The organism is Streptomyces sp. NPDC059456, assembly GCF_042750055.1.
Lineage (GTDB): Bacteria > Actinomycetota > Actinomycetes > Streptomycetales > Streptomycetaceae > Streptomyces.
Window position 1 is genome coordinate 1 of record NZ_JBHYVA010000574.1, and the last position, 5607, is coordinate 5607.

General features: G+C 74.2%; 7 protein-coding genes. 4 read left to right on the top strand and 3 right to left on the bottom strand.

What is annotated here, in order from left to right:
* Positions 1 to 44 precede the first annotated feature (44 nt).
* Together ACFXA3_RS33720 and ACFXA3_RS33725 are read right to left on the bottom strand one after the other, a co-directional pair.
* The gene (locus tag ACFXA3_RS33720) at positions 45 to 323 is read right to left on the bottom strand and encodes a hypothetical protein (protein ID WP_385193174.1); all 279 of its coding nucleotides are present in this window, start codon (positions 321 to 323) and stop codon (positions 45 to 47) included.
* Between the two features lie 13 nt (positions 324 to 336).
* Entirely contained in the window at positions 337 to 1131 is a 795-nt protein-coding gene (locus tag ACFXA3_RS33725) for a PspA/IM30 family protein (protein WP_082410863.1), read from the bottom strand.
* A 323-nt stretch (positions 1132 to 1454) separates the two neighbouring features.
* Between ACFXA3_RS33725 and ACFXA3_RS33730 the strand changes: the two genes are divergently transcribed.
* A complete protein-coding gene (locus ACFXA3_RS33730) occupies positions 1455 to 2063 on the top strand; it encodes a DUF3043 domain-containing protein (RefSeq protein WP_385193177.1) in 609 nt (202 codons plus the stop codon).
* A gap of 50 nt (positions 2064 to 2113) precedes the next feature.
* Positions 2114 to 2872 (top strand): class I SAM-dependent methyltransferase, encoded by a 759-nt coding sequence (locus ACFXA3_RS33735; protein WP_385193184.1) that lies wholly within the window; start codon positions 2114 to 2116, stop codon positions 2870 to 2872.
* Positions 2873 to 2975: 103 nt separating this feature from the next.
* On the opposite strand, the gene ACFXA3_RS33740 is transcribed toward ACFXA3_RS33735, so the two are convergent.
* Positions 2976 to 3188, bottom strand: a complete 213-nt coding sequence (locus ACFXA3_RS33740) for a hypothetical protein (protein WP_054225633.1) — start codon at positions 3186 to 3188, stop codon at positions 2976 to 2978.
* Between the two features lie 93 nt (positions 3189 to 3281).
* Between ACFXA3_RS33740 and ACFXA3_RS33745 the strand changes: the two genes are divergently transcribed.
* Both ACFXA3_RS33745 and cobT read left to right on the top strand, forming a co-directional pair.
* Complete coding sequence (locus ACFXA3_RS33745; protein WP_385193179.1) at positions 3282 to 4487, top strand: bifunctional adenosylcobinamide kinase/adenosylcobinamide-phosphate guanylyltransferase; 1206 nt, start codon at positions 3282 to 3284, stop codon at positions 4485 to 4487.
* A gap of 70 nt (positions 4488 to 4557) precedes the next feature.
* Positions 4558 to 5607, top strand: a 1050-nt coding sequence (cobT, locus tag ACFXA3_RS33750) for a nicotinate-nucleotide--dimethylbenzimidazole phosphoribosyltransferase (protein ID WP_385193182.1), incomplete at its 3' end; no start/stop codon positions are given.

A 5607-nucleotide genomic window follows, 5' to 3' on the forward strand; every position in this document is an offset into this window, starting at 1 on the left:
GGGCCGGGCCGGGCGCCGTCGTGTCCGTGTCCTGCTGCCGGGACTCAGCCCGGGATCAGGCCGTCGTCGCTGAGCATCTCCCTGACCTCGTCGAGCGAGGCGTCGCCCGCGGGGAGGATCAGCTCGGAGGGCTCCAGGGCGTCGTCCGGCAGGGGCTCGCCGAGCCGCCGTACGGCGCCGAGCAGCGCGCCCAGCGTCCGGCGGAAGCCCTCCTGATCACCGGACTCCATCTCCGCGAGGAGTTCGTCGTCCAGCGCGTTGAGCTCGGCGAAGTGACCGTCGGCCACCGTCAGCTGGCCTTCCCCCATGATGCGGACGATCATGACGGACCCCGTCCTACTGCTTGTCGAAGCGGTGCTGGGTCTGCGACGGCTGGGCGCTGCCCGGGGCGCCGCCCTCGATGGCCTGCTGCTGCGCCGACGGGCCGCCCGCCAGCTCGGCCTTCATCCGCTGGAGCTCCAGCTCCACGTCCGTGCCGCCGGAGAGGCGGTCCAGCTCGGCCTGGATGTCGTCCTTGGAGCCGAGACCGCTCTGGTCGTCGAGGGCGCCGGAGGCCAGCAGCTCGTCGATCGCGCCGGCCCGGGCCTGGAGCTGGGCGGTCTTGTCCTCGGCCCGCTGGATGGCCAGGCCGACGTCGCTCATCTCCTCGGAGATGCCGGAGAAGGACTCCGCGATGCGGGTCTGGGCCTGCGCGGCCGTGTACGTGGCCTTGATGGTCTCCTTCTTCGTGCGGAAGGCGTCCACCTTGGCCTGCAGGCGCTGCGCGGCGAGGGTCAGCTTCTCCTCCTCGCCCTGGAGGGTCTGGTGCTGCACCTCCAGGTCGCTGACCTGCTGCTGGAGCGAGGCGCGGCGGGACAGCGCCTCGCGGGCCAGGTCCTCGCGGCCCAGGGCGAGGGCCTTGCGGCCCTGGTCCTCCAGCTTGGCGGACTGGCCCTGGAGCTGGTTCAGCTGCAGCTCCAGGCGCTTGCGGGAGGTCGCCACGTCGGCGACGCCGCGGCGCACCTTCTGAAGCAGCTCCAGCTGCTTCTGGTACGAGTAGTCGAGGGTCTCGCGCGGGTCCTCGGCCCGGTCCAGGGCCTTGTTCGCCTTCGCGCGGAAGATCATCCCCATACGCTTCATGACACCGCTCATGGGCTTCGCGCGCCCCCTTCTGACGGACTTCGCTCCAGGTCACCAGCCATGGCGATCATCCCGGTCCCCCGGTTCGACCGCCATCAGAACCCACAGTACGGGCCCTGTCTCCATTACCGCACTGTTCGTGTACGGATGTGCTCCTCCTCCAGGACGACTCCACCCCCGCCCGTGTCAGGCGTAGGGAGTAGGTGCTCCCCCGACCGGTGCCGGGGGTCCGGGAAGAGGCGCGGCCCGCGGGACGAACCCTGCACAGGGAAGACGCCCGCCGTTGCCGGATCGTTCCCGGGGAAAGTGGGGTACCCGGCCGCGACCACGTAGGCTTGGGTTTTGTGTTTGGTAGCCGTTCCTCCAAGGAAGAGAAGGCCGCCGCCACCGACAAGGTGAGCGCCGACCTCTCGCAGCCCCGTCACCCGCAGGCCCCGAAGGGCCGCCCGACGCCGAAGCGTGCTGTGGCCCAGTCGCAGCGCAAGGCCGTCGTGGCCTCGACCGGCAATCGCAAGGAGGATGCAAAGCGCGCCCGCGAGCGCCGTCGCGAAGAGATGGCCAGGCAGCGCGAGGCGCTCGCCAACGGCGACCAGCGCTACCTGCCGGCCCGTGACAAGGGCCCCGTGCGCAAGTTCGTCCGCGACTTCGTGGACTCCCGCTTCTCCGTCGCCGAAATGTTCCTGCCGCTCGCGGTGATCATCCTCGTGCTGAGCATGGTGCGGGTCCCGTCGATCCAGAACATCGCCCTGCTGCTGTGGCTCGCGGTGATCGCCCTGATCATCCTCGACTCCATCGGCCTGGGCTTCCGGCTGAGCAAGGCCCTCGCCCGGCGCTTCCCCGACGAGCCGCGCCGCGGCGCCGTCGCCTACGGCCTGATGCGCACCCTCCAGATGCGCCGGCTTCGTCTGCCGAAGCCGCAGGTCAAGCGCGGGGAACGACCCTGAGCGGAGGGAAGCCCGGAGCGTCGGGGGACGGCTTCGCGGGGGGCGCCAGGCTGTGGCTCGAGGGACTGGGCGGACTGCGCAACGCCGTCCGCCAGGAACTCGTGGGCCGACAGGTCGACGAACAGATCGCGCAGCGCTTCCCCGTCGGGCAGCGGCTGCGCGTCCTCGACGTCGGCATGGGCCAGGGCACCCAGGCGCTGCGTCTGGCCCGTGCCGGGCACAAGGTCACCGGCCTGGAGCAGGACCCGGCCATGCTCGCCGTCGCCCATGCGGCGCTGGCCGCCGAGCCCGCCGGGATCCAGGACCGGGTCGAGCTCCTGGAGGGCGACGGCCGGGAGACCGGCGCGCACTTCACGCCCGGCAGTTTCGACGTCGTGCTCTGCCACGGCGTCCTGATGTACGTGCCCGAACCGGACGCGATGCTGGCGGGGCTGGCCCGGATGCTGGCGCCCGGCGGACTGCTGTCGCTGCTCGTCCGCAACGGCGACGCCCTCGCGATGCGGCCCGGCCTGGACTCCGACTGGTCGGGTGCGCTGGCCGCCTTCGACACCGTCGACTACACGAACCGGCTGGGCCTGGACGTACGGGCCGACCGGCTGTCCGGTCTCACGGCCACGCTCTCCGGGATCGGCGCTCCGCTGCAGGCCTGGTACGGCGTGCGCGTGTTCACCGACGGGACCGAGGCCGGCGAGAGCCTGCCCCCGGACGAGGAGCTGGAGCGGCTGCTGGCCGCCGAGGACCGGGCCGGGCGCACCGACCCGTACCGCGGGGTCGCCGCACTGCTGCACCTGTGCGGCGTCCGCGGCTGACCCCGACCCACACGGACCGGCGCACGAGCGCACGCACGGGAACCACCGGAGCCCGGGCCCCCCACGGGGTCCGGGCTCCGGTGCATGCGTCGGCGGGCGCCGCTCAGGCGTCCAGCGCCTCGCGCAGGCTCATCGCGTACAGCTCGGTGCCGTTGTCGTCGGACAGCTTCACCTTCTCGGTGCCGCCTTCCAGCAGCTCCTTCCAGTACTCACCGATCCAGGACTCCGCGTCGCCCTGGGTCGTGAACTCCTCCGGCTGCACCGACGGGCTCGTCTCGCTGCCGTCGGCCGTCTCGAACCGCCACGTCCACGCCATGTCCGCCTCCGTTGCTCGTCCGCATCTCGCCTTGAGTCTGCCCGCAGAGTAGCCGGGCGCGCAGCAGTCTCGGGGACGCGGGAGGATCTTCCTGTGGAACTCACTCTGCTCGGCACCGGCGCACCCGAAGGACTGCCCCGCCCCGGCTGTCCCTGCGCGGCCTGCGCGGTCTCCGTCGGCCCCCGGGCGCGCGCCGCGACCTCCCTGCTCGTCGACGGGGCGCTGCTGCTCGACCTGACCCCCGGGGCGGTGCTCGCCGGCGCCCGTGCGGGGCATTCGCTGGCGGGCGTGCGCCAGGTCCTGCTCACCCATCCGCACGACGGCCCGCCGGTCGAACTGCCGCCGGGGCTGCCGGCCGCCGGGCGGGTGCCGGACGGGCGGGAGCTCGCGGTGATCAGCGGGCACCGGGTGCGGGCGGTGCCGATGGACGCTCCGGGCACCGGGTACGAGGTGACCGGGCCGGACGGGACCCGGCTGCTGTACCTCCCGCCCGGCGGGGCTCCGGCCGGGACGGACAACGGCGAGGTGCAGCGCCCGTACGACATGGTCCTCGCGGACGTGCTGGGCCGGCCGGAGGCGCTGGTGCGGCTGCGGGCGAGCGGCGCCGCCGGGCCGACGACGGACGTGATCGCCGTGCACCTGGACCACGACACCCCGCCGGGCCGGGAGCTGGAGCGCCGGTGTGCGGCGGCCGGGGCGCGGGCGGTGCCGGACGGGACGACGCTGACGGTCGGCGAGTACCACGCGGTGCCGGAGCTGCCGCGCCGGACGCTGGTGCTCGGCGGGGCGCGCTCCGGGAAGTCCTTCGAGGCGGAACGGCGGCTGGCGGGCTTCCCCGAGGTGGTCTACGTGGCCACCGGCGGTTCCCGGGACGGCGACGCCGAGTGGGCGGCGCGGATCGGCCTGCACCGCGATCGCCGGCCGGGGAGCTGGCGGACGGTGGAGACGTGCGAGCTGGTGCCGCTGCTGGTGGAGGGCGGCCCGCCGCTGCTGATCGACTGCCTGGCGCTGTGGCTGACGGACGCGATGGACCGGGCGGGGGCCTGGGACGACGCCGTCTGGGCGGGGCAGGGGCACAAGGAGCTCCGGGAGCGGGTGGCGGAGCTGGTGGCGGCCGTGCGGGCGACCCGCCGCACGGTGGTGGCCGTCAGCAACGAGGTGGGCTCGGGGGTCGTGCCGGCGACGGCGTCGGGCCGGCGGTTCCGGGACGAACTCGGGCGCCTGAACAACCTGGTGGCCGCGGAGTGCGAGCACGTCCTGATGGTGGTGGCCGGGCAGGCGGTGGTCCTCAAGGACTGAGCGCGCGGCCCGGCCGGCGGGGACCCGGACGGGGCTTGGGGAGGGCCTTACCCGCTGTACGCTCTGGCAGATGACCACGCTGAATCTCGACGACTTCTCCGATCTGATCGAGCGCCCCGACGGGGGCGTCCGGCGTGACGCCGAGGAACGCCGTGAGCGGCTGGCCGTGCCGGCCGGGGCGCTGGGGCGGCTCGACGAGCTCGCCGAGTGGCTCGCCGCCGCGCAGGGGCGGGTGCCCGTCCGGCCGATCGAGCGGCCGCGCGTCGTGCTGTTCGCCGCGGACCACGGGATCGCCGCCGAGGGGGTGTCCACCCGCGCCGCCGGCACCGCGCACGAGCTGGTGCGCTCCGTACTCGACGGGAACTCCCCCGTGTCGATCCTCGCGGCGCGCCTCGGCGCCGGCGTGCGGATCGTCGACGCCGGCCTGGACTGCGAGCCCGGGCTGCTGCCCGAGGACGTGGTGCGCCACCGGGTGCGCCGCGGCAGCGGGCGGATCGACGTCGAGGACGCGCTCACCCGCGAGGAGGCCGACGCGGCCCTGCGGCTCGGCATGCGGATCGCCGACGAGGAGGCCGACTCGGGCACCGACCTCGTGGTCCTGGGGGACGTGAGCGTCGGTGGAACCACGGTCGCGGCGACGCTCGTCGCCGCCCTGTGCGGAACCGATGCCTCCGTGGTCACCGGGCGCGGCGGGCGGCCCATCGACGACCTGACCTGGATGCGCAAGTGCGCGGCGATCCGCGACGCGCTGCGCCGGGCCCGCCCGGTCCTCGGCGACCAGGTGGCCCTGCTCGCCGCGGTCGGCGGCGCCGACGTCGCCGCGATCACCGGCTTCCTGCTCCAGTGCGCGGTCCGCCGTACGCCGGTCATCCTCGACGGCGTCGTCTCGGCGGCCTGCGGACTGGTGGCCCAGCGCGCCGCGTTCCGGGCTCCCGACTGGTGGCTGGCCGGGCAGGCCAGCGGCGAACCGGGCCAGGCGAAGGCACTGGACCGGATGGCGCTCAACCCGGTGCTCGACCACGGCGTCACTGTGGGAGAAGGAACCGGGGCATTGCTGGCCCTCCCCCTGATCCAGGCGGGGGGGGGGGGCGCGGGCGGGGCGCGCGCGCGGGGCCCCGCG

Coding starts and splice junctions, on each gene's coding strand:
- ACFXA3_RS33720 (WP_385193174.1), bottom strand. CDS start 323: ATGATCGTCCGCATCATGGGGGAAGGCCAGCTGACGGTGGCCGACGGT.
- ACFXA3_RS33725 (WP_082410863.1), bottom strand. CDS start 1,131: ATGAGCGGTGTCATGAAGCGTATGGGGATGATCTTCCGCGCGAAGGCG.
- ACFXA3_RS33740 (WP_054225633.1), bottom strand. CDS start 3,188: ATGGCGTGGACGTGGCGGTTCGAGACGGCCGACGGCAGCGAGACGAGC.